This is a genomic window from Deltaproteobacteria bacterium (assembly GCA_016180855.1).
Classification (GTDB): domain Bacteria; phylum UBA10199; class UBA10199; order JACPAL01; family JACPAL01; genus JACPAL01.
In genome coordinates this window covers 83,608-105,605 of the sequence record JACPAL010000010.1, presented here as the reverse complement: position 1 = coordinate 105,605, position 21,998 = coordinate 83,608, and the positions used below count along the sequence as shown (strand labels likewise).

At 51.6% G+C, this 21,998-nt stretch carries 24 protein-coding genes and 1 tRNA gene; 9 read left to right on the top strand and 16 right to left on the bottom strand.

Features of this window, described 5'->3' with window-relative positions; genetic code table 11:
* The first annotated feature begins 147 nt into the window (after nucleotides 1-147).
* Genes HYT77_05850 through HYT77_05840 form a run of 3 tightly spaced genes read left to right on the top strand, consistent with a single transcriptional unit; the run spans nucleotide 148 to nucleotide 2,962 of the window.
* Complete coding sequence (locus tag HYT77_05850; GenBank protein ID MBI2067514.1) at nucleotides 148-1,239, top strand: hypothetical protein; 1,092 nt, start codon at nucleotides 148-150, stop codon at nucleotides 1,237-1,239.
* 8 nt (nucleotides 1,240-1,247) lie between these two features.
* The gene (locus tag HYT77_05845) at nucleotides 1,248-2,144 is read left to right on the top strand and encodes a zinc ABC transporter substrate-binding protein (protein ID MBI2067513.1); all 897 of its coding nucleotides are present in this window, start codon (nucleotides 1,248-1,250) and stop codon (nucleotides 2,142-2,144) included.
* Nucleotides 2,141-2,962, top strand: a complete 822-nt coding sequence (locus HYT77_05840) for a metal ABC transporter permease (GenBank protein ID MBI2067512.1) — start codon at nucleotides 2,141-2,143, stop codon at nucleotides 2,960-2,962. The genes HYT77_05845 and HYT77_05840 overlap by 4 nt, the downstream gene beginning before the upstream one ends.
* Nucleotides 2,963-3,085: 123 nt before the next feature.
* On the opposite strand, the gene HYT77_05835 is transcribed toward HYT77_05840, so the two are convergent.
* The 5 genes from HYT77_05835 to queG form a co-directional block, all read right to left on the bottom strand.
* Nucleotides 3,086-3,871, bottom strand: coding sequence for an alpha/beta hydrolase (locus HYT77_05835; GenBank protein MBI2067511.1), 786 nt, complete (start codon nucleotides 3,869-3,871; stop codon nucleotides 3,086-3,088).
* A 6-nt stretch (nucleotides 3,872-3,877) separates the two neighbouring features.
* A tRNA-Ala gene (locus tag HYT77_05830) sits at nucleotides 3,878-3,950 on the bottom strand.
* Nucleotides 3,951-4,228: 278 nt separating this feature from the next.
* Nucleotides 4,229-4,606, bottom strand: a complete 378-nt coding sequence (gene erpA / locus HYT77_05825) for an iron-sulfur cluster insertion protein ErpA (protein ID MBI2067510.1) — start codon at nucleotides 4,604-4,606, stop codon at nucleotides 4,229-4,231.
* Between the two features lie 146 nt (nucleotides 4,607-4,752).
* Nucleotides 4,753-5,430 (bottom strand): hypothetical protein, encoded by a 678-nt coding sequence (locus HYT77_05820; protein ID MBI2067509.1) that lies wholly within the window; start codon nucleotides 5,428-5,430, stop codon nucleotides 4,753-4,755.
* A 79-nt stretch (nucleotides 5,431-5,509) separates the two neighbouring features.
* Nucleotides 5,510-6,565 carry a tRNA epoxyqueuosine(34) reductase QueG gene (gene queG, locus HYT77_05815; protein ID MBI2067508.1) on the bottom strand — a complete coding sequence of 352 codons (1,056 nt, stop codon included), beginning with the start codon at nucleotides 6,563-6,565 and terminating at the stop codon, nucleotides 5,510-5,512.
* Between the two features lie 75 nt (nucleotides 6,566-6,640).
* Here queG and HYT77_05810 point away from each other — a divergent pair, with 75 nt between their 5' ends.
* A complete protein-coding gene (locus HYT77_05810; protein MBI2067507.1) occupies nucleotides 6,641-7,378 on the top strand; it encodes an FAD-dependent oxidoreductase in 738 nt (245 codons plus the stop codon).
* On the opposite strand, the gene HYT77_05805 is transcribed toward HYT77_05810, so the two are convergent.
* Genes HYT77_05805 through HYT77_05785 form a run of 5 tightly spaced genes read right to left on the bottom strand, consistent with a single transcriptional unit; the run spans nucleotide 7,369 to nucleotide 11,223 of the window.
* Entirely contained in the window at nucleotides 7,369-8,022 is a 654-nt protein-coding gene (locus HYT77_05805; GenBank protein MBI2067506.1) for a hypothetical protein, read from the bottom strand. The genes HYT77_05810 and HYT77_05805 overlap by 10 nt on opposite strands.
* 33 nt (nucleotides 8,023-8,055) lie before the next feature.
* The gene (locus tag HYT77_05800; GenBank protein ID MBI2067505.1) at nucleotides 8,056-8,640 is read right to left on the bottom strand and encodes a hypothetical protein; all 585 of its coding nucleotides are present in this window, start codon (nucleotides 8,638-8,640) and stop codon (nucleotides 8,056-8,058) included.
* Nucleotides 8,630-9,349 (bottom strand): hypothetical protein, encoded by a 720-nt coding sequence (locus HYT77_05795; protein MBI2067504.1) that lies wholly within the window; start codon nucleotides 9,347-9,349, stop codon nucleotides 8,630-8,632. The genes HYT77_05800 and HYT77_05795 overlap by 11 nt, the downstream gene beginning before the upstream one ends.
* Nucleotides 9,350-9,397: 48 nt before the next feature.
* Nucleotides 9,398-10,273 (bottom strand): MBL fold metallo-hydrolase, encoded by an 876-nt coding sequence (locus HYT77_05790; protein MBI2067503.1) that lies wholly within the window; start codon nucleotides 10,271-10,273, stop codon nucleotides 9,398-9,400.
* Nucleotides 10,270-11,223: a hypothetical protein gene (locus HYT77_05785; GenBank protein ID MBI2067502.1), complete on the bottom strand. Its 954-nt coding sequence runs from the start codon at nucleotides 11,221-11,223 to the stop codon at nucleotides 10,270-10,272. Before HYT77_05785 ends, HYT77_05790 begins: the two co-directional genes overlap by 4 nt.
* A 28-nt stretch (nucleotides 11,224-11,251) precedes the next feature.
* On the opposite strand from HYT77_05785, the gene pabB reads away from it, so the two are divergent.
* From pabB to HYT77_05765, 4 genes are all read left to right on the top strand, one after another.
* Nucleotides 11,252-12,613 carry an aminodeoxychorismate synthase component I gene (gene pabB / locus HYT77_05780; GenBank protein MBI2067501.1) on the top strand — a complete coding sequence of 454 codons (1,362 nt, stop codon included), beginning with the start codon at nucleotides 11,252-11,254 and terminating at the stop codon, nucleotides 12,611-12,613.
* 165 nt (nucleotides 12,614-12,778) lie between these two features.
* Nucleotides 12,779-13,603, top strand: coding sequence for a TIGR02147 family protein (locus HYT77_05775; protein MBI2067500.1), 825 nt, complete (start codon nucleotides 12,779-12,781; stop codon nucleotides 13,601-13,603).
* Complete coding sequence (locus HYT77_05770; GenBank protein ID MBI2067499.1) at nucleotides 13,604-15,349, top strand: hypothetical protein; 1,746 nt, start codon at nucleotides 13,604-13,606, stop codon at nucleotides 15,347-15,349.
* Nucleotides 15,350-15,928 carry an ABC transporter substrate-binding protein gene (locus tag HYT77_05765; GenBank protein MBI2067498.1) on the top strand — a complete coding sequence of 193 codons (579 nt, stop codon included), beginning with the start codon at nucleotides 15,350-15,352 and terminating at the stop codon, nucleotides 15,926-15,928.
* Here the strand turns inward: HYT77_05765 and HYT77_05760 are convergent.
* Nucleotides 15,925-16,248 carry a hypothetical protein gene (locus HYT77_05760; protein MBI2067497.1) on the bottom strand — a complete coding sequence of 108 codons (324 nt, stop codon included), beginning with the start codon at nucleotides 16,246-16,248 and terminating at the stop codon, nucleotides 15,925-15,927. The genes HYT77_05765 and HYT77_05760 overlap by 4 nt on opposite strands.
* Nucleotides 16,249-16,334: 86 nt before the next feature.
* On the opposite strand from HYT77_05760, the gene HYT77_05755 reads away from it, so the two are divergent.
* Nucleotides 16,335-17,189: an aminotransferase class IV gene (locus tag HYT77_05755; protein ID MBI2067496.1), complete on the top strand. Its 855-nt coding sequence runs from the start codon at nucleotides 16,335-16,337 to the stop codon at nucleotides 17,187-17,189.
* A gap of 4 nt (nucleotides 17,190-17,193) precedes the next feature.
* Here the strand turns inward: HYT77_05755 and thiD are convergent, their stop codons facing one another.
* The 5 genes from thiD to HYT77_05730 all read right to left on the bottom strand — a co-directional run bounded on the left by thiD (nucleotide 17,194) and on the right by HYT77_05730 (nucleotide 21,987).
* The gene (gene thiD / locus HYT77_05750) at nucleotides 17,194-17,949 is read right to left on the bottom strand and encodes a bifunctional hydroxymethylpyrimidine kinase/phosphomethylpyrimidine kinase (GenBank protein MBI2067495.1); all 756 of its coding nucleotides are present in this window, start codon (nucleotides 17,947-17,949) and stop codon (nucleotides 17,194-17,196) included.
* A gap of 147 nt (nucleotides 17,950-18,096) precedes the next feature.
* On the bottom strand, nucleotides 18,097-18,726 hold the full coding sequence (gene thiE / locus HYT77_05745; protein MBI2067494.1) for a thiamine phosphate synthase: 630 nt from the start codon (nucleotides 18,724-18,726) through the stop codon (nucleotides 18,097-18,099).
* Complete coding sequence (locus HYT77_05740) at nucleotides 18,723-19,481, bottom strand: ZIP family metal transporter (protein MBI2067493.1); 759 nt, start codon at nucleotides 19,479-19,481, stop codon at nucleotides 18,723-18,725. Before HYT77_05740 ends, thiE begins: the two co-directional genes overlap by 4 nt.
* Nucleotides 19,478-20,911 (bottom strand): sigma-54-dependent Fis family transcriptional regulator, encoded by a 1,434-nt coding sequence (locus HYT77_05735; GenBank protein ID MBI2067492.1) that lies wholly within the window; start codon nucleotides 20,909-20,911, stop codon nucleotides 19,478-19,480. The genes HYT77_05740 and HYT77_05735 overlap by 4 nt, the downstream gene beginning before the upstream one ends.
* Nucleotides 20,908-21,987, bottom strand: coding sequence for a PAS domain S-box protein (locus HYT77_05730; GenBank protein MBI2067491.1), 1,080 nt, complete (start codon nucleotides 21,985-21,987; stop codon nucleotides 20,908-20,910). The genes HYT77_05735 and HYT77_05730 overlap by 4 nt, the downstream gene beginning before the upstream one ends.
* Nucleotides 21,988-21,998 lie beyond the last annotated feature (11 nt).

Here is a 21,998-nt window from a genome sequence, read left to right as displayed (position 1 = left end):
CCCCAAAAGTCTATTTTTCAACACACCCTTCAGGTGAGTCAAAATGCATTAACGTTGAAACCATTAGCAAGCGAAAAAACTGGACTTTTCTATAATTAAGTGAGTTCTAATAAAGAGACAGCCGCTCTTAAAAGAGGGGGTACAAACATGAACAAACGGTTCTTGTTGTTGCTAATTTTTATGGGTGTGGGAGTTCTCTTGGGTCCTGCCCCCGTTTATCCCTATGAAAGCAGATCTGACGGACAGCCCGTGGTGGTTCCCAGATCAGCTCAGAAGCTGCTCCCCGATATCAGCCTGATTGGGACGGTTGCCGCAGCTTATTTCTCCGATGAACCGGCCGGGGAAACGGGGCATGATCCGGCAAGATCCGGCTTTACGCTGCAGGAGATCGAGATCGCCTTCCAATCTGTTATCGATCCTTATCTTAGGGGGGATCTGTTTCTCTCCTTTCAGGAAGTCGGCGTGGAGCTTGAAGAGGGGTATGTCACGACACTCGGGCTTATCAAAGGGTTACAAATCCGGGGAGGAAAATTTCTCCTCCCGTTTGGCCGACAGAACCAGAAACATCTGGAGACATGGGATTTCGCCAATCTGCCACTCGTGAATAAATATCTTCTGGGGCCTGAGAATTTGAGCGAGCTGGGGGCGGAGATTTCCTATCTCCTGCCAACCCCCTTCTTTCTGCAATTGCAAGGAACCTTTAGTAATGGAGAGAATGAGACAAGCTTTGGTGGCGGGAGGCCTGGAGATTTTGTCTACCAAGGGAGGGTCTCAACCGGGTTTGACACCTCGAAAAATACAACAATCCTTCTAGGAACCTCTGCAGCCTCGGGATTTAACGATACGGACCTGGGGAACCAGACGCGACTTTTTGGAGGGGATTTTCTCTTTAAATGGAAACCGGCCTCTTACCGAAGCGTCACGTGGCAGTCGGAATATATTTATCGTTGGAGGCAAGGGGCAGGGAGACTGACCGAGGAGGGTGGGCTTTACAGCTACGTCGATTATCAATTCCTGAAAAGATGGCATCTCGGAATGCGTTATGACCAAATGGGACTCCCTCAGGATACGATCGTCAAAGAATGGCGAGCCACACCAACCGTGACGTTCAATCCAACCGAGTTCTCCCGAATCCGTCTCGAATATGAATATGATAAAACGAGCAACGCTCGCAGAGTTCATGCCGCCTTCCTGCAGTTGGAGTTCAGCATGGGGTCTCATGGAGCGCATGCATTTTAGGAGAAATTATGAAAAAAATATTTTTAACAGCTTTAATTTTACTCCTCCCTCTGACCACCTCCGCTAAACTCAAGATCGTGACAACAATCCCGGACCTGGCCGAATTGGTACGAAAAGTGGGAGGGGATGCGGTTGAGGTAAAGAGCCTGGCCCGTGGAGATCAAGATCCACACTATCTGGAGCCAAAACCGAGTTACACCGTCCTTTTGAACCAGGCTGATCTTCTTATTGAGGTTGGATTGGAGTTGGAGATTGGCTGGTTACCGGTGCTCCTCACCCAATCCCGAAATCCCAAAATGCAATTGGGACAACCAGGCCACCTGATTGCCTCCGACCACTTAAGGATTCTGGAAATCCCAACCGGACCGATCGACCGATCGATGGGAGATGTCCATCCCATGGGGAACCCGCACTATTGGATGAACCCGAAAAACGGTCTGATCATTGCTAAAAATATCGCCGACCGACTGGGTCGGCTTGATCCGACCCATGCCACCACCTATGCTGAAAACTTCAAAACGTGGGAATCTTCCTTCTCCAAACGGATCACTCAATGGGAAAAGGAGCTGGCATCCGTCCGCGGACGAACCGTCATCACCCATCATAAGAGTTTTTCCTATTTTGTCGATTGGGCGGATCTGAAAGTGGAGGGCTTGATCGAACCGAAGCCGGGGATTCCCCCAACACCGTCCCATATTCTTTATCTCATTGATCTCATTAAAACGGAGAGGATCCCCCTCATCATCACCGAAAATTATTATGATCCAAAACCGGCACGCGAACTTTCGGAAAAGACCGGTTCCAAATTCCTGGTTCTTCCTACCTCGGTCGGTGGCGATTCGGGGGTGGACTCTTATGAAGGGCTTTTTCAATTCTTGATTGAAAAGATGAAGGGAGCGCTATGAACGCCCTCCTATTTCTCCTCCCTGCCTTTGCCGCCTGTCTCGTCCTGACGGGTATCCATACCTATCTTGGAATCCACGTCATCAGCCGTGGGGTTATCTTTGTCGATATTGCGCTCGCCCAGATTGCCGCTCTGGGGATGACAGTCGCCTTTTTGATCGGACTACCGCCTGATAGTCAAACGGCCTATTTCTTCACGTTGGGCTTTACCTTTCTGGGGGCTCTTTTCTTCGCCTATTTCCGTGACAAGAAGATACCACAGGAGGCGATTATCGGCGTCTCTTTTGCCATGAGCTCCGCACTCGCCATCCTCTTGTCGGATAAAATCCCTCATGGGTCGGAACATCTGAAATATATCCTGGCAGGAAATATTCTCTGGGTGAGCTGGGCACAGATCCTCAAGACGGCGGTCATTTATCTGATCCTCGGTATCTTCCATTTTTTGGTGAGGGGAAAATTGATTTTGATTTCGACCAAACCGGAAGAGGCCGAACAAAGAGGATTAAAGGTGTGGTTCTGGGATCTGGTTTTTTATCTCTCCTTTGGATTGGTCATCACGAGTTCCGTACAAATCGGCGGGATCTTGCTGGTCTTCTCCTTCCTGATTGTACCGGCCCTCTGCAGCTTTCTCTTTTTTGATAGCCTGAGGATGAGAATCTTCCTTGGCTGGATTCTGGGAACGATCACAAGCTTAGCCGGTATTACCGCTTCTTATTTATGGGATCTTCCAACTGGACCGACGATTGTTGTTGGTTTCGGACTGACCCTTCTTTTGTCGTTCCTTCTTAAGGCATGCCGCTCTAGGAGCCTGTCGGAGTAATCGACGAAAGTGACAAGGAAGATAAGCAAAAAGCCCGCAGGCGTAGCCGGTGCGCTACGTCGAGGACTTTTTGCGAAATCTGACGAAGGCAGACGGCGACCAGTGAAATCTGCAGCCGGAGCATTATTCCGACAGGCTCCTAGGCCTGACAAGCCATTCTGAGATAGCCTCGTAACATTCTTTGGGCTTTTCAATCATCGGCCAATGACCACATTTCTTGAAACAACGATGATCAATGTCTTTGTCCCTTAAGAATTCACGGGACCTATGAGCCATGCTCTCCTCTCCCCAGAAATAGATCTTTCGACACGTAAGTCCTGCGAACTCCTCCCCCGATCTATCCAGCCCGGTGGCCTCAACTCCGGAACGCCCCCAGGCAATAAGGGCTCGCGGATCGGCAAAACGGAGACTCGCAAAATAACGCTCGAGTTCCTCGTGTCCCTTGGCCTTGGCAAGGATCTGCCCCTTGAAGAAATGATAAAATTTCCCCGCTGATTTCGCCTTGGCGGCCAGACCACTGAAAAACGTGTCGGACCGGGTGAGGTTCCCTTCAATGCTGATATAGGCCCGAACCTGTTTGGGGCGTTCTTGGACGGTCCAGGTTCCAACAATCCCCCCCAAGGAATGGGCCACGAGGAGGATCGGACGACCCTTCGAAAACTGATCGATCAACTCCCCCAGAAGCCTTGTTGAACCTCTCAAGCTCCCTCGCCGCGACTGAAAAGGGCTCACGCCGAAGCCGGGAAAGTCTGGGGCAAAAAGGCGGAAGTTTTTGGCGAGTGGCGAGTCAAACGCCTCCCTGAACGAAAGACCCGATTCCCCAAATCCGTGGATGAACCAGATATCCGCTTCGGCCCGTGACGGCCTCAGGCTTCGGATAAAGATGTTTTCGTGAGCGATGATTTTCATTCACTGTGGAGCTGGCCGGGATCGAACCGGCGGCCTCTACCTTGCGAAGGTAGCGCTCTCCCAACTGAGCTACAGCCCCATGCTTCGGCTCGTCCTCCGGACTCGCTCAGCATTCCGTGGACCACGAAGTCTCGCTCCGAAAAGTTCTGAGCGAGCAACGCGAGTCAAAGGACTGAGCTACAGCCCCATGCTTCGGCTCGTCCTCCGGACTCGCTCAGCATTCCGTGGACCACGAAGTCTCGCTCCGAAAAGTCCTGAGCGAGCAACGCAAGTCGAAGGACTGAGCCCTGCCCTGCACGAAACTTTTCACATGTTTAGTGAATAGTGCCTGGTGATGCAAGAGACTATTGGGGGATATCAAACAGAAAACGAGGTGCCACACCCGCAGGTCCCGGTCGCATTGGGATTTCTAACAACGAAGCCCGAACCACGAAAATCCTCGACCCAATCAACCGTGGAGCCTTTCAAATAATTAAGACTGGCCGGGTCAAGCAGGACCTTGATTCCATGAAATTCGAGCGTCAAATCATCATCGCGCTGATCATCAAACTTGAAGCCATACTCAAAGCCGGAGCAACCACCCCCCTGGATATAGACACGAAACTGCTTCCCGGCCGCCTCCTTATTCTGCTCGGCGAACGTCCTGACCCGCTTTGCGGCACTTTCGGTGACGTCCAAAATCGGCCTCTGGGAACCAACCGATGGTAAATCAAATGACTCTGTCTGTGGATTCATAATATCTCCTTTAGTACGTACGACCTAACTATAGGGATAGCCTCAAGGGCTGTCAACCCGCCTCAAGCCATTTGCCAAGCCCCCAACAAAAAAGGCCGACCGGAAACCCGGTCGGCCTTTTGACATCTCATCTTTATAATTAAGGACTACGGAAGTCCAAGACTCACACCGGCAAAGAAGCTATTCCCCTGCCGTGTCTCACCTCCCGTAACCGCCGGAAAGACCCAACGGAAATCGAGGAAGAAGACGCTCAAACCGGCCTCCGGATTCAAACCCCAACCAGCCGCTGCCTCCCTCTCTTCAGTTCCCGATGCAGCAATGCCCCTTGCCTTAAAAGCCCCCCATCCACGAACAATAGCAGGGAGCCCAATACTAAAGGCTGGCCCGACCCCACCATTCGCCTCGATCCCATCACCAAAGCCCAGATTTCCATCAACCGAGAGGGTCAGGTTGGCAATACCCCAGATAAAAGGGCTTGCTGAGAAGGCGGCATTGGCACCAATCCCGCTCCACCTCCGCAACGTTTCACCATCAACAACCTGGTCGGCCCCGTAATAACCAACGCCAAAACCGACAGGACCACTGGAGAACTCACCTTCTTTCCAGCCTCTAATGGTACTTCCGGCCTGACTTCCACTTCCCCCACCTTGTGCTTTGGCGTTCAAAATCTTGGTGCAAGTTTCTTCTCCATTACTCTCAGGACAAACATCGGCCCCCATTCTTGGGCCGTTGAAGAAATTATCGTGATCCTCGGGCCAGTAATAACACTTCTCGTTAAAATCACCCACCGTCGGCGGGCACTCACCTTTAATTAGATTCCCCATAGGATTTAGACCTCCTTAGAATTTTGCAAATAAAAACGACAGAACAATTATCGATCACCAGCCCCTCTAAGTTTCGACCTTATTTCCGATCCGTTGAACTCTGATTCTTTAGGATTGCTCTCAAGTTTCTAACCCATTGTTTCCATTTGATTCTTTTCATGGCGCTCCCATGGCGTATTTTTTGAAATTCTTCTTCCCGGATCGACTCTATCTCTTTTAAGTGAGGGGCAACAAACTCTTTTCTAGGGTAAAACTCGGGGACGGAGCTCTTCGAATTTCTCTCATTATAGGGACAGACTTCCTGACAGATATCGCAGCCATAGAGATGATTGCCAACCCTCTGCCCCTGCTCTTCTGAGAACTCCCCTTTGTGTTCGATCGTAAGGTATGAGATACATTTTGTGGCATCCATCACATAAGGCTCCGTAAGCGCCTTGGTAGGGCAGACCTCGAGACACTTGGTGCAACTCCCACATTGATCCAAGGCCGGCTGATCATAGCGGAGAGGAATGGTCGTGAGGACCTCTCCAAGAAAGAGAAAAGAGCCGACACCGTTATTGATGAGGCAGGTATTCTTGCCGATCCATCCAAGCCCGGCGCGAGCGGCATAACTCCGCTCCAGAATCGGTCCCGTATCAACATACGATTTTGTTTTTGCCGACGAATCAATCTCTTGCTGGATGAAGATCTCCAACTGCTCAAGTTTTTCTCCGATCACTTCATGGTAATCCTCTCCCCAGGCGTAGGAGGAGATCCAGGCCATTGAATCTCCTGTCGCCGGAGCGGGTCCTATCTCGCCGTCATCCCCCAGCGGTTCTCCCCCCGCCATAGGCAGGGGTGCGGTCCGGTGGGGGTCCCCCTTCCGGCGAACCACCCCCTCCGGCGAAATTGATCGAATTTGCCCCGAATCATAATTCAGCCCACAACAGATGATTGACCGGGCTCCCGGCAGGATCTTTTCAGGATCTCCCCTCTTCTCCAATCCACGATGCAGATAATTCATCATCCCCGCAAAACCTTGGCCCAACCACCAGCGGAAGAAGTCAAAATCAGGAACCGGTTTGACCGGCGTAATGCCAACTAGATCAAACCCCAGCTCGTGGGCTTTCTGTTTGATTTTTTCGGAGAGATTCATAACTCACCCCTTCTTGATATCCATAGTTGCACCTGCCCCTCTCTTACATTAATAGAGGGGCATAAAGGGTGAATTATGCCTCTCGAACCGATCACAACAACACTGGAACAGATCATCAATCTCACCCCGACGGTCAAGCACTTCCGACTCCGCTTCCCAAAGGGGCAACAAGTCCTTTTTCAACCGGGACAATTTTGCAGTATCCATATACCGGAGATTTGCGGGCTTGACCCCAAGTCGGGGAAGCCCCTCCGGCGGGCGTATTCCATCGCCTCCGGTCCTCATGAGGGGGGGACACTAGATCTCTGTATCAAGCGGGTGGAGGGAGGCCCCGGCTCCAACTGGCTCTGGCAACAGAAGGAGGGGGACAAGGTTTTGGTCAGCCTTCCGTACGGGAAGTTTCTGATGAAGGAGCCGGTCGACTATTCACCAGTTTTTGTGGCAACCGGCACCGGGATCGCCCCGTTTCGGAGTATGATTTTCTCACTCTACCATCACAAAAAGGTCTTGGAGGCGCGGAAGGTCTGGCTTATCTTCGGGGTCCGTCATGAGGAGGAGATCCTCTACGAAAAGGAATGGCGCGAGCTGGAAAAGAGAGAAAAGGGATTTCACTTTGTACCGACCGTCTCGCGTCCCAAGGATTGGAACGGGGAGGTCGGTTATGTTCAGGAGAAATTAAAAAAGTTTCTGACCGATCCACGAGAGAGCCAGATCTACATCTGCGGTCTTGGCAGCATGGTCAAAGAGGTTCAGAAAACAGCACTCGAGATCGGATTTAAGGAATCTCAAATCCATTTCGAGCGTTACGACTGACTCGTTGAGATCAAACCACCGAACAGAAGAGCGACGGTTGCGAGTGTGACGATTGCCTGTTTCGGACTCACACAACGATCATACAGCTCCCTAAACGACGCAATATAGGAAGAGACAGCCCCCCACTCACCTCGTCCACACGCCTGGGTCGCCTCGTAACGCCTGACACCTAAATGGAGCGCGACGCGACCCAACGCCTGTTGAAGCTCCTCAACCGTCCTCCTTCTTATATTGGCCGCGTGCCATGGCGAGATAAAACCTGAGTCGGTCAGTTGGGTATATTGATGGTACGCCTCGGCAGCCCTCTCATAACTGAGATAGATAGAGCGAAACTCGTGATCAACAAATGGCATGAAACGACCAAACAGGCCTGGTTGAATCGGTTGTCTCATGCGCTCAACAACCGGACCGGCCTCCCTGAAAAATCTCTCCAGCTCTTCTCCCCTACCCTCCAGGTCTCTCATGAAGAGGTCTGTCGCAGTACGAAAATGGGAGAGATAATGACAACTCGGGAGACCGTTTTCGAGAAGCAGTGGACGGAGCGACCTTGAGAGATCGGGATTTGAGATCGGATCAACAAGCGGAGGGGGCGGGAGTGAGGCGATTGTCTGAACGAAACTCGCCCGTTCAGACCCTAATTCCAATACCCTTCCTGGTTTTTCCCAAGGCAGCATAAATTAAATTTGAGGGGCCTGATTAATTTCCGCACAGATCAACACACCAAGCAGAAGACAACTTGCCGCCCCTGCAGCAAAAGGAACGATTCCCAACAGCCTGCGGCAGACCGGGTCAAAATAGCGCTGTACCGCTGCTACATCACCCGCCTTAGCCGCACCAAGCATCTTGGATCTTGCCAACTGACCTCTCAGGTCAAGTTGTTCGAGAAGAGCACCAACGCCGTTGCCTGTTGCAAATAAGGAACCCTCTGGAACAACTAAAAGGCCTCCTCCTGCCCGGCTCGCCGGCGAGAACGGGGTCACAAAATCATCAACATGGAGTGCACAACGCCCAACCGCCTCCCGGGCCGTTTCAACCGCCCTCGCCTCACTCTCAATAAGATCGAGAAGCTCCTTGGGAATGATCCCTTCCCGAAGCAACCCTAAAGCGCTTGCCATCCTCCCATAAATGCGGCGCAATCTTTGTGAAGAGGCATACGGGCCTTCTGTAAGAAGTTCACGAGGAGAGGGCATCAAAGAGATCGCCTCGACATGCCCGGCAACAACAGGAACTACCGTTTTTGATATGTAAACGTCATCCGACATTGTTTTTATCTCCTTCGGACAAGAGGGAACCCGACATAAAAAATGCAAAAACCCCAAGCCCGGCGGCGAGTGAGGCCAACTGGACAAAAACAGCTATTCTCGCACCTTGGTTCGCTGGGAAGAGTGAATGTGCAAGATGTGCTGCTCCTCGATTTCGGTCAGCCCTCCCGAGAAGTTTATTCAGTTCATCCTTTAATGTTGCAACGACCTTTGGCGATGGACCTTGGGGGTCATCCAGCGTGAGGAGGTAGGCCTGAAGGGCCTGGAGTGTCCTCTCCGACCTTTTGCCATAAAGGGTATTGTCGTGTTGCATCAGGGCAAGACAGTGCGTGAGGTCGGCCTCCGTTAATTCCATCGCCGTCCCCCGAAGGGCCATCATACCGGCGATAAATCGGTCGGGGGATGCGAGCAGGAGCCTGACCTGAAGAGTCGGTGGATTCAGTATTCGTTCCAATGCCCTTGAGATCTCCCCCTGTCTCTCAATCCAGTGCCTCAGGCTCTCCGTTGAAAGGATTCTAGGCAGTTCTTCTCCAGGCTGAAGAAGGTCTCGTGTTGGAGAGGGGAGTTTTATAAAGCAGGGCCGCAACGGACTTCCCTCGAGATCGACTGAAGAGACGGCCGGCAGCGGGGCTTCCGGGAGACTATACCAGACGTCCACCAGCCCACTCAGTGCCTCTCTCACCTCTATTGTAGGGAAGGGACCGCTCACGCCTTGGTCTTCGCAGAAACAACTCAAATGTTTCCAGGAAAATGGGTTTTAATTTAATTGCGCCGGGAGGGCATAAAGGATCTTCGGATCATGCCCCGGGATGATCAATACCTCTGGATGTTCCTCATGAAACTTTCTGATCTGGAGTGTGGTCCGCCAGGCCTCCTGATCCTCCTCTTCGATGAGGCGTGCCTTCCAGCCCTTCGGAGACGGTCGCGTGTAATTCTCCTCCACCCAGACGGCATCACCGGTCAACAAGACCTGTTGTCCCGATCCAAGTTTAACCAGGACAGATTGATGCCCCGGGGTGTGGCCTGGTGTTGAGAGCAGAAGAACAGAACCATCCCCCATGAGGTCATAACTCACCTCAAAAGGGCCGTAACGGGTCCCCGGTTGGTAATCGAGGGGCCAGAGATTAACCCCCTCCAGATGCTCTTTCATGATTCCTTGGAGACGCCCGCCCCATCGCCCCACCTGGGCCCTCTCCCACTCAGCCCGGGGGAGGATCACCTGGGCCTTCGGAAAATCTCGGAGCCCGCCCGTATGGTCATAATGAAGATGGGAAAGGATAATCGTTTTGATCGACGTGGGCGGAATCCCGTTTTTCCTCAGCTCCTCGACCGCCGTCTCCTCCGTGGTAAATCGATACGGCATGATCAGTTGAAGAAGACGATTCAACCACCATCCACGAATCTCTTGCTCAATCCGCGTACCGAATCCGGTATCAAACAGGATCAGATTCTGGGGGTGCTGTATCAGATAGGAGGCCACTGGGATCCAAACGGGCCTCTCCTCCCCTCCCTGGACAAGATCCGAATAGTCTGCCTTGAACTCGGCCGTGATCATCGGGCGAAGGGTGACCCCCTCGGCTGCAACAACCGCAGGAACCAAGAGGGAAAGAAAGAGGAGAGCGTAGGAGGTCATTCCACCTTCTTATACCGGTAACCATACTGCTCTACCAAAACGTCAGCGATTCCGGAATGGAGCCTTCCCACCACAATCATGTTATTTTGAAAGCCGTTTTTAAGAACCATCTCATTGGTGGCACGCGCCATCTTCTGATTGCGCGAGGTTATGATCTGATTCCACACCCCGTAGTAGAAGAGCCCGGTCTCCAGGTAATCAAAGGTGGATCGCACCATGGGAGAGAAGGAGTGACCCGCACGCTCCCAAAAATAACGGGGCCAGGCAAACGGGTTGAAGGCAGTGGCACAAGGATCGCCGACCTTATGCTTCGCAAAAGTCCAAAAACGGGGCCATTGAACCGGCGTCACAACGGTTGGAGGACGTCGAAGCAGCCAACAGATCTTTTGCCTCACCGTCTGTGCAAAAAAAGTGATAACCTGCCTTGGGCGTAAAACAAAAAGGGCAACGGCCGCCAGATCGACAAAAAAGAGGGGTAAAAATCTCATCTCAAGAAATACGAGCGCCGAATGTTCCAGGGGGCTTAATTCAGATTCCAACCCCTCAATTCTTTTGAGGGATGGAAGATCAGGCGGATTAGAGCCAAAAAGCGGGCTACAGACCTCCCGTCGGAATTTCTCAACGTCCCTGGGCTGCTCTGCACTTTTTTTGATCGCGGAGCAGACGGCGGTCTGAATCAGTGTCGGATTTTCAGAGCCATGCCAACTTCGTGCAAAGAGCGAAAAAAACGGCAGCGATACATAATACATCGCCTTGAGTCCCAGTTTTTCAAGGGTACTAAGGCCGATAACCCCCTCAACGCCGATCACCTCCTTGTCCTTCAACACCTCCAACACCCTTGCCGAATCTTCTCTCGAATAAACGTGCGTCTCCAGCTGGATCTCGAGTTCTCGTCCGGAGGGGTCAATGAGCTGGCGGGGTGAAAATAGCATTGCCTGATCAATCGTCACACTTTAAAGAAGGTTGTTATCTTCAAACATGAACCACCTTAATGAACTGGATCCCTATTGGACACCCGAAAGGCTGCCTCGGCCGCTTTGGGAGGAGCCTTATTTCTTCTTTCTGGACTCATCGCTACCTGGGAAGAATGCCCGATGGTCGATCGCCGCCTCGTCACCTAGAAAAATCCTGCGATCAGATCAAACGGAAGACCTTTGGTCTGTTTTTCGGCGTCAAGCAAAGGTCGATTCGCAGTCGGACTCTCCCTTTCCGTTCACGGGCGGCTGGATCGGTTATCTAGGCTATGAATTCTACCGCTTCTTTACAAAGAAAGTGCCCGAAAGAAAGGCCGATCTGATTCCCGAGGCGGTCTTCTGTTTTTATGACGAGTTTTATCTGTATGATCACCTGAAAAAGAGGGCGTATGGGACGTCGGAATTAAGCAGACAATGGTTTAACAAAATCCCCCCTCTCCCCCCTTTGCAAAAGGGGGGCGGTGGGGATTTGAAAAAAGGACCTGTCTCCAGCAACTTCACACCGGAGACTTATTGCGAAACGATCCAGAAGATCAAAAACTACATCACGGCCGGTGATTGCTATCAGGTCAACCTCTCACAGCGGTTTTCCTCTCCAACAACTTCATCCGCCTTTACTCTCTATCATCAATTAAGGAAGATAAGCCCCGCCCCGTACTCCGCCTATCTCAATTTGGGGGAGGTCCAAATTCTATCCGCCTCTCCGGAATCTTTCCTCAACGTTCGTGACCATCATGTCATGACACGACCGATCAAGGGGACTCGTCCCCGTGGAAAGAGCCCTGAAGAGGACGCGTGTCTCAAGGAAGAGCTTTGGTGCAGTAAAAAAGATCGGGCCGAGCTTTTGATGATCACCGATCTCTTGCGAAATGATTTGGGTCGGGTCTGCGAAAGGGGGAGCGTGAAGGTCCCCTCCCTTCTTGAGGTGGAGAGCTATGCCCAGGTCCATCACCTGATTTCAACTATCGAGGGGAAACTGGCAGGTGACAAAAATATTTTTGATCTGCTGGAGGCGACTTTTCCCGGTGGTTCCATTACCGGTGCACCCAAGATCCGGGCGATGCAGATCATCCATGAACTGGAAACCGTGCCACGCAACCTCTACACCGGTACAATCGGTTTTCTGAGTGAGGCCCAAGCCCACTTCAATATTGCCATCCGGACAATGATCTACAAACAGTTCCCCTCCTCTTTGTCCTCCCCCCCCGTGGAAGAGGGTAAGCCTGCCGTCAGGCAGGCAGGTGAGGGAGGGGGGATGATCTATTTCTGGGGAGGGGGTGGGATTGTCGCCGATTCGGATCCGGTCTCAGAGTACCAGGAGACGCTCCACAAAACGGCCGGTTTTCTGAAAATAGTCGGTTTTTAATCTTAAAATAATTTCTCCCGTACCGGATACCATATAACCTATTGATATTATTTGTCTAATAATTAAGTCTGTCAACTCGTCTGTTTTCTAAAGAAAACAAAAATACTGCCCTAGGCCGCAACACCGCTTGATCGGTAACCGATAACTAACCATAAGAGCGGACCTATGAGCGATATTTTTGATTACCTGGACTACAGAAAATTCTTGAGGGATCAGATCGAGAATCTCCGCAAGGATGGCAGGTTCTCATACCGACAATTCAACCGAAAGGCCGGTTTTAAATCTTCCTCCACGCTGAAGTTGGTCATCGATGGCAAGAGAAACCTTGCCCAGGACGGCATCTATAAAGTGGCCAAGGGGTTGAAGCTCTCGGGAGTCGAACTCAAGTTCTTTAATACCCTTGTCCTGATGAACCAATCCGTATCCCATGATCAGAAGGACCACCATTTCCGTGAGCTCTCCCAGTTTCGCCCCTTCCGGAAGGCACGTGAACTGACAGCGCTTCAATACGATTGTCTCTCTCACTGGTATTACGCCGCCATCATGGAGCTGGTTCGCTTAAAAGATTTTGACGGGACAGCGGAATGGATCTCAAAGAAACTCTCCCCTTCTCTCAGTCTAACTGAGATCCGTCGTGCCCTGCTCGATCTGGAACAGTTAAAGATTCTGGCGCGGGATGAAAATGGGACAATCATACGCAACTCATCCACCTTTACAACCCCCGATGAGGTCACAAGTTTAAGCCTTATCAATTTTCACCAGCAGATGTGTGACCTCGCCAAGAAAGCGGTTACAGAAGTCCCATCACTCAAGAGAGAGTTTTCGTCCCTCACGATCGCCGTCTCCAAAGACGGTTTTCAGAAGATTAAATCACGAGTCCAACAATTCAAAAGGGAACTGGACAGCTATCTGGAGGAAGAGACCGTCCCTCGTGCTGAGGTGGTTCAAATCAACTTCCATATCTTTCCACTCACCAAGGAGGAGAGTTAAATGTGGTTCAAAAAAACGCCGATTTTTCTCGCCATGCTGATGCTGGTCACCGCCTGCGCCTCCAAGAGAATCGACCCGACAACCAAACCGTCAGGCGCTGAAAGCGAATCGAGCGAGCCAGATGATCCTGCGGGGACTATTATTGGAAATCCGGCTCCCCAACCCGGAAAGTTGAAGATCACCGCACCGGACGGCAGAACGCGGTACCTCATTGAGATCCTCGCCAACGGAGAGGCCGAGGCGACCCTTGTGAATGCAAGCGGTGACAACGTGGAAAAAGTGAAAGGGAACTTCTCGCGGATCTCATCGGCTGCTTCACTCTCTTCTTTAAGCCTGGAGGCCGAGGTAACCGTCGCTGACGCCCAACGTTTTGAGATGACGATTCTCTTCTCTGACGGAAGCGAGCTCCACATTGTTTTAACAACGGACGAAAACAGCTCCATCACCGGTATTGCAGTGGAAGTAAATGACGTTGAAGTGATGGCCCAGGTTGAATTCACGGAGGAAGATGGAGAGGTCCGGCAGATCACGCTGCTCATTGAGGATCGCCCACGCGTCTGCCTCTCCCTCTTCGACACCATTTCGACGGCAGCGGAAGAGGCCTACGAACAGGGCATGGAGAACCTCTCACAAGGCCTTATTCGTGATGCCAAGGAGAGCTTCGAGCAAGCCATTACAGAAAGTCCGCGTCTTGCGGAGGCCCATTTTGGGTTGGCCTTGACTCAACTGATGCTACTTCCCGAGACACCGGCCGGTCTTGGGATCCAGGATGGATTCGGACAGGAACGTTTTACAATCGATGACTTTTTTGGACCGGGAAGCTGGCTGGAGGACATGAACGAGTGGCGTCGGAACGGCAGCGTTGGGGAGCGACCCGGCCGGGAACGTTTCCCCTGGTCTGACACGTCGGAGGAGTTTAATCTCGGTCAGCTCTTTGCCCTTGCACAAAACGGTTACACCACGGAAGAGTTTCAGGAAGGACTCCGCGGAATCCGCAGTGAACTGGATACCGTTATCGATCACCTCGAGGCAGCCCGTTTGTGCAACGATTTCGAATTCACAGTCCCCGGCCAGCTCTTCTACTCTTCTCGGAGTATTCCGGTGAACTGGACCGATCTGACCCTGCTCACGGCGGGCCAATACAGCACGCAGTTCGGCCTCTCCCTGTTCAACGGTTGGCGGTTTGATGTCGATCTGGGTTCCCTCTTTGACGAAGAGGGAGATCAAGAGATCTCCAACATGGCCCTCGTGGATCAGATGAATAACTTCTTCCGCCTCCGGGATTCCTCCGAATTTACGACGGCACGACAGCAACTTCTGACAAGTCTCCAGTTGATCCTTGAGGCGCTCGAGGCGATGCCAACAGCACCCGCCTTTGGGGTCATTGAAGATTCTCCCGCTGTGGAGGCAGGGTTGGACCAGATCCTTCGCATAGCCCAGGCGGCGCAGGACTCCTTTGGGGGCGTTGTGACACTGCCGGGAACGCTCCCGGTCATCACAGTGGATCTCTCCAGCCTGTTCAGTTCACCACCAACCCTGGAAAGCATCGGTATCGAGCCTTTCGTACTGGAGGATGGTGAGATTCATCTGGTCGAGGCATTTTTCACAACAATGATCGACCGATTCTCAACCGGAATTTCTGATGGCGAAATCGGCTCTTTCCGGCTTCTCAACCTCATGACCCCGGAATTTATCCGGAATCTGTTTGACGAGGTCAACGGGATGAGACTTTCTGAAGGGATCTAGGTGAGTCCTATCAAAAAATATGGGGGCCGGGTCCTTTGCCTGGCCCTCCTTTTTTCCGCTTCGCTTGAGGCAGCCACCCCCCCTCTTCAAGTCGCCAAACAGTTCTTCAATGAGCTCGTCGCCGTTTCTCAGATAACGAACCCCACAGAGAAACAGCAGCGCGTTGCCGGGCTGATCGGTAACCACTTCTATTATGAGCCGTTCTATCAAAAGGCGTTGGTTGATTATTGGAGTCAGTGGACACCACGCCAGAAGGAACAGTTCCATCACGTTTTTCAGAAACGGTTTGTTGAAAATATAACAAATAAGTCAAAGCGCTTGGGCAGTTTCCAGGACGCGAAGGTAAAATACATCCTTGAAACAAACAGCAAGGATCTGGCTGTCGTTGTCGCCGACGGAAAATTGAAAAAAGATCGGATGAAAGTCAGGCTCTTTTTGGTGCGTCAGGGAAAAGAATGGAAGGTCTTTGACCTGGAGATCGCAGGGGCCCTGCTTTCCCGAAACTATCGGGGACGATTTAATTTCATCCTTAAAAACGAAGGATTTGAGATTCTGCTGGCAAAACTCAAGAGCCCCTAAATCCAGTGGGTTTGGACGACGGAGGCAGCATTCGTCGTTTCAAAAAAGCTGGGGAAGATCATTCCGGCAATAACCCTTGTAATCAAAAAACAATGATAGATCCAAATCGGGTGAAAGAGACTCAAGGTCAAAACAGTCCCTATCAGGACAAAGAACAGACCGGTCGCCCGATGTGCCTTGAAAAGGCGCCTCTGTAACTTCTGAGTCTGCCTTGTATACGCCTTTTCCATTCGTACCATCAGTTTGGGTTTAAAGATGAATCCAATCCCCAAAAGGACCGGGAAAAATCCACACGACAAGAACAGAATTGATGTTGCCACTCAATGGAATTATCGACCCCGGAAATCAAATGTTGTGGATAAACTCTCCCAAACTGGGTAATGGATCGGCTCAACCAAGAGGCAAAATGGGTTATCTTGCTTATATCAATGGCCAAATAGTCCCGGCGAAGGAGGCAAAAATATCGGTCTTCGATGCCGCCTATCTCTACGGCGAGGGGCTTTTTGAGGTCCTCTTGGCCCATCGCGGGAAGGTCCTGTTTTTTGATCGACACCTCCACCGGCTCTTCAGAGGGACCCGATTGTTGGGTATAAAATCTCCTCTGTCTCGAGATCGCCTCAAAAAAGCGGTCTATCGTACTCTAAAGGCTAATCACCTGAACGAGGCTTTCATACGGATTGGCCTTTCGACCGTCGAAACGGATGTGGGGGTCCGAAAGCGTTCCCGAGGGGGAACCAATCTGGTGATTTTTGTAAAGTCATTTGTACCGTATCCATCGATACTCTATCGGCGAGGGGCCCGTCTCATTCTGGTCACCTCCTCACGCAACGATCCACGGTCGATCTCCGGAATCAAGTCGACCAACTTTTTGTCTAAAATCATGGGGCGACGTGAAATACAGAGACGTAGGGCCGATGAGGGAGTTCTGCTAAATGCCGAGGGCCGTGTGACCGAATGTGCCGGAAGCAATATTTTCATTGTACTCAAAGGAAAGTTGCTGACCCCCCCGCTCGAAGAGGGCCTCTTGCCGGGTGTTACTCGAGAGGTTCTTCTCGAGCTGGCCAAAAAACTGAAAATCCCTGTGCAGCAAAAATCGCTCATGATTAAAAATCTCAAACAGGCGGAGGAGATATTCATCACCAGCACACTCAAAAAAATTCTTCCGGTCCACAAATTTGAGGGATGCCGGAAAAAGGTACCGGGCACGATTACCACTCTTCTGGCCCGTTCCTTTCAGGAATATGTGGAGAGGCAGGTTTAACCCGCTACGTTCCATCCGGTTCATTATGTTTTCGAATCCAGGCCGTAACGTACTGTTTGGCCTGTCGCGTTGCTTCCGGAATCGTCTCGCCGCGAGCCAAATAAGAGGCCAACGCCGCTGAGTAGACACAGCCCGTTCCATGGACCCTTTTGGCAAACCGGGTTCGCGAGACAAAAAGGTGGAAATCAGAGCCATCGTAGAGGACATCCGTCGCCTCATTCTCTAAATGTCCTCCCTTCACGAGGACCGTCTTGACCCCGCGACAGGCACGGTGCAGGCGAAGTGCGGCCTCTTTCATTTCATCCACGTTAGAAGCAGGCAGGCCGGTCAGCACCTCAACCTCGGGGATATTCGGAGTCACCACCGTTGCCCTTGGAATCAGAAATTCCCTTAAAATGGCGATCCCCTTCGGGACTAAAAGAACGGCCCCCGTCGTCGATTTTAAAACAGGATCCAGCACCACCTGAGTGATCCCTTCAGAATCCAGAAAGCGACAGACCCCCATTACGTTCTCCTCCGTCCCTAGCATCCCGATCTTCACAACGGACGGACGGTACCGTGTCACGACCGAACGAAGCTGTTCGCGAAGCAGCGTCGATGGGATCGGGTTCATCGAATAGAATCGCTCATCATTCTGGGCGGTAATCGCCGTTACCGCTGACACGCCCCGCACCTTGAGGGAGTGAAAGACCTGCAAATCGACCTGAATGCCGGCCTCAGCCGATGGATCTGAGCCGCCGATGGTAAGAACTGTTTCTATATTAAGACACCTTCCTTATAACCCCAAAAAACGCCGCAACGAATCTGTTAAAGAGCCGAAAATAACCTCATGACGAGGTCCTCAAACTTCAACTGGGTTTTCACCGCGGAATGTCTGGATCCCTCCTTTGACCCAAACACCATCCTTTCAGGAAAAGAGACCCGCGTAAAACTTCGTCTCGTTCACAACGTCAGTGGCCCCCGTCAGGGCCTGAATCATCGCGATCGAGGAAACCCCCGTTTCCAGAACCTCCTTCACATTGTCCCGGTTGATTCCGCCGATCGCCACAACCGGAACCTGTAATCGACCGACAACCTTTCTCAACTTTTCAATCCCCTGAACCGGGTGACAATGCCCCTTGGAGGGAGAGGGAAAAATTGCCCCAAACGCAACATAATCAGCCCCTGCCTTTTCTGCCGCACACGCCTCCTCGATCGAATGCGAAGAGGTGCCGATGATTTTTTCATCTCGGAGCAGACAACGTGATTCCGGAGGCTGCGGATCATCAGCCCCTCCATGAAACCCATCAAGATTCATTTCAAGGGCGAGATCCAGATAATCGTTTAAAATAAAGCAAAATGAATACTCTTTCTTGAGAGGCAGGATTTCACGAATCACCTGGATCACCCGATCGGGGTAGTCCCTCTTCTCTTTCATTCTAAGTTGCAGGAATTGGGCACCTCCTTCCAGATAAAGACGGGCCAGATCCCGATGAGACCAGGAAGGGATGGAGGTGTTATCGATGATGGCGTAAAGCCCCCTGACACGCGGTTTCACGGGTGAACCTCGCTTCCCATCGGATGGATCAAGCTCCCAAGCAGAAACATTAGCGCAAGACCGGCAAAAAAACTGGCGAGCAAGGCATACCGACGGTCTGAAAATTTGTGAACCTCGGGCAGAAGGTCGGAAATCGCGATATGCAGGAACGTCCCTGCGGAAAAAGCCAGTGCGGCACCTGTCGATTGCGCCTGCGGCGTCCTCATAAAATAATAAAGCAGAAACCCTCCCAAAGGAACCATGAGGATGAGAACAAGGTTCATCAGAAGTATATGAAAACGCCTTTTTGTCTCATGAAGAAGGATGGAAGTGAGGGCAAATGCCTCTGGAAGTTTATGAAAGAAAATAGTGATCAGGACCACCCATCCCACCTTCGAGAGGAGCAATCCCGCACCTAACGCCACACCATCCGTTAAGGCATGGGCGGAGATACCGACAACAGCGGCAATCCCCATCGTGTGAACTTCGCAGTCCAAGGCCTCACAAATATGGACCGTGACAAAACGTTCGAAGAGATACAAAAAAAGAAATCCCAGAAGGAGCCACCAGGAGGCCCGGGGGCCGATCAGGTGAACCGCCTCGGGAAGCAGATGCAACAGGGTAGCCCCCAGCATGATACCGGCCGAACAGGAAAGAAAAAGCGGAAGATGCTTGCGAATTCCATGAAAAAAGATCGGGAGGATGCCGCCCAGGGCCACCGCCACCGAAAGAACAGCCGAGGAAAAAAGAAGGTTTGCGAGAAATGAGCCAGTCATGCCTCGTTCCTAATTCCTAGATCCTTCATTTTTTTAAAAAGTGTGTTGCGGTTGATCCCGAGCATCCGGGCCGCACGCACCTGATTTCCAGATGCTCTGGAAAGAATCAGCTCGATGAGCGGCTTTTCCACCCTCTTGATAATTGCGTCGTACAGATCTGTTACCTCATACCCTTCCCACTTGCTTAAGAATGTCTGGAGCTTCCGGCGGATAATATCATCCATGGCAATCTCCTCCAAATCGGCCTGAGGCCTCTGGACCGGCAGCTCCGGGAGAGCAATCCGGGAAATAATCGTCGCGCCCGGAGAAAGGACAATCGCCCTTTTAATAACATTTTCAAGTTCCCGAATGTTCCCGGGCCAAGGATACTCCTGAAGACTCTTCATCACATCGGGCAGGATTCTCTTGGAAGGGCAGGCGAGCTCCTGACAGAATTTGGAGACAAAATAGTTGGCCAGAAGCGGAACATCCTCCGCTCTTGCCCGCAACGGAGACACATAAAGAGGAACGACATTCAAACGATAAAAGAGATCCTCCCGGAATTTTTTTTCCTTAATGAGTTGCTCCAGATTCTGATTAGTCGCCGCAATGATCCTGGCCCGCAGCGGAACGGTATCGCTCCGACCAAGCCTCTGAATTTCCCGCTCCTGAAGGACACGCAGAAGTTTCACCTGAAGTGAGGGCGGCATCTCACCAATCTCATCTAAAAAGAGGACCCCCTCTCCCGCCTTTTCGAAGTAGCCAACCCGCTCCTCCGTCGCGCCGGTGAACGCCCCCTTGACATGACCGAACAATTCACTCTCCAAAAGTTCCTTGGGAATCGCCGCCACGTTCACTGCGAGAAAAGGATGTCGACTCCGCGGACTCTCCTTGTGAATAGCACGAGCAATCAGTTCTTTACCGGTCCCTGACTCCCCCTGAATCAACACGGTCACATCACTCAAGGCGAGTTTTCCAATCATCTTGTAGATGTCTCTCAGAGAGCGACTGGAACCAACAAGAGAATCCTGTGCCGGGAAGGTAATCTCCGCCTCATCACTCCTTCCCTCTCCCTCATCGAAGGAAGACTCTTTCAGGGCACGGGTGACGAGTTCATCAAGCTCATCGATGTTAAACGGCTTTGTGAGATAGTCAAACGCCCCCTGTTTCATCGCCTCGAGCGCCTGTTGCATCGTGTCTTGAGCGGTAATCAAAATAACGGGAAATGAATGGGAGTCTCCGCGAATCTTTCTGAGCAGCTCGAAACCATCCATCCCAGGCATCCGGATATCGACAATGCCCAGATGATAATCGTTCTGCCCCACCCAGAAGAGCGCCTCCTTGCCATCCTTGGCGGTATCAACCTCAAATCCGCGCTGCGACAGGGCGTTTTTGAGGATGATACGAAGACTCTCCTCATCATCGACCACAAGGATCCGTATCTTTTTCATAAACAGCTCCTTAAATAAATCTGAACACGTGTCCCCTTGCCTCTCTCACTGTTAATCCGGATCTGTCCCCCATGCTCCTGAATGATCCTTTGAGCGATCGGAAGACCGAGACCGTACCCCTTCTCCTTGGTTGTAAAAAGGGGAGTAAAAATCTTGTCTAGATTCTCTTTTTGAATTCCCTCACCGTTATCCTGAATCTCCGCAACCACCACGTGAGTCGGCCTGTTCTCCTCCTCGCCTCGGATCTTGAAATTGGTTTCTATCCGGGAGCGAAGCCAAATATGACCCTCCTCGTTAGGGATCGCCTCCACCGCATTTTTCATGAAATTCAAAAAGACCTTGAAGAGCTCACCCTCATCCCCAAGAACCGGAGGCATACTCGGATCAAACTCCCTGGAGACCTGAATCGAGCGTGCCCCCAATGATTCCCGTTCCAGGAGGACTACGGAATCAATCAGCTGGTTCAAGTTAACCGGTTGAAGGGTCATTGACCTTGGCTTGGTGAGACTCAACAGGTCATTGACGAGACGATCAACCCGCTCCGTCTCCTTGATGATAATCTCCAGAAATTCCACAGAACCGGATCCGGCATTTTCACGCTTCAGAAGTTGTGCTGCCCCCTTAATCCCGCTCAATGGATTTTTGATCTCATGAGCAAGTCCGGCCGCCAATGTCCCGAGCATCGCGAGCCGATCATTTTTCCGGATCTCCTCCTGAAGCTGGTGCAATCGTGTCATATCACGAAATGCGATAATCCATCCCTCCTGTGACTCGTCCTCATTCAATCTTGGCGAGATCGAGAGATCAAAAACAGTTTTTTTTCCATCCTTTCTGAGCCAATGCAGTTCACGAACTGTTGTCGTCCGGAGCTCTTGCAGGGCATGGCGAATCATTCGGGTATATTCCGAGTCTTGACCAAAAAAATCTGCTAATCCCTTGCCTGTAAAGGAGTCTGAAGAGAGCCCCGTCAGACGTTCCAAGGCCGGATTGATAGCCGTAATCCGTTCCTTAAGATCAAGAATCAGAAGACCTTCACCCAGCGAGGCGAAGATCCCTTCCCAATGAAGCTTCATCATAGTTGCCTATT